1 pseudogene is annotated in these 241 nt (G+C 68.0%); it reads left to right on the top strand.

The features are described from left to right. Positions 1-241, top strand: a pseudogene (locus tag BN358_RS26145) (hypothetical protein); the annotation flags it as partial.

Genomic DNA, 241 nt, shown 5'->3' with positions numbered 1-241 from the left:
GTTCGGCATTCTGAGGTTCATCGCCGACGACCCGCAGGCGGCGCTGGAGGCCGTCCAGGAGCTGGGCAACACGGCGCGGCTCTCCGACGTCGTGGGCGTGGAGGTGCCGGATCATCCGGGCGCGCTGGGCGACCTGCTGGCGGTGTTCGAGGACACGAATGTGAGCATCGAGTACCTCTATGCCGAGCTGGCCGGACCCGGGGAGAACGCCCTGCTGATTCTCAAGCTGGAGCCGGTGCAG

Origin of the sequence: Sedimentibacter sp. B4, from assembly GCF_000309315.1 — a bacterium.
GTDB classification, from domain to species: domain Bacteria; phylum Bacillota; class Clostridia; order Tissierellales; family Sedimentibacteraceae; genus Sedimentibacter; species Sedimentibacter saalensis.
This window is presented reverse-complemented; position numbering and strand designations above follow the sequence as displayed.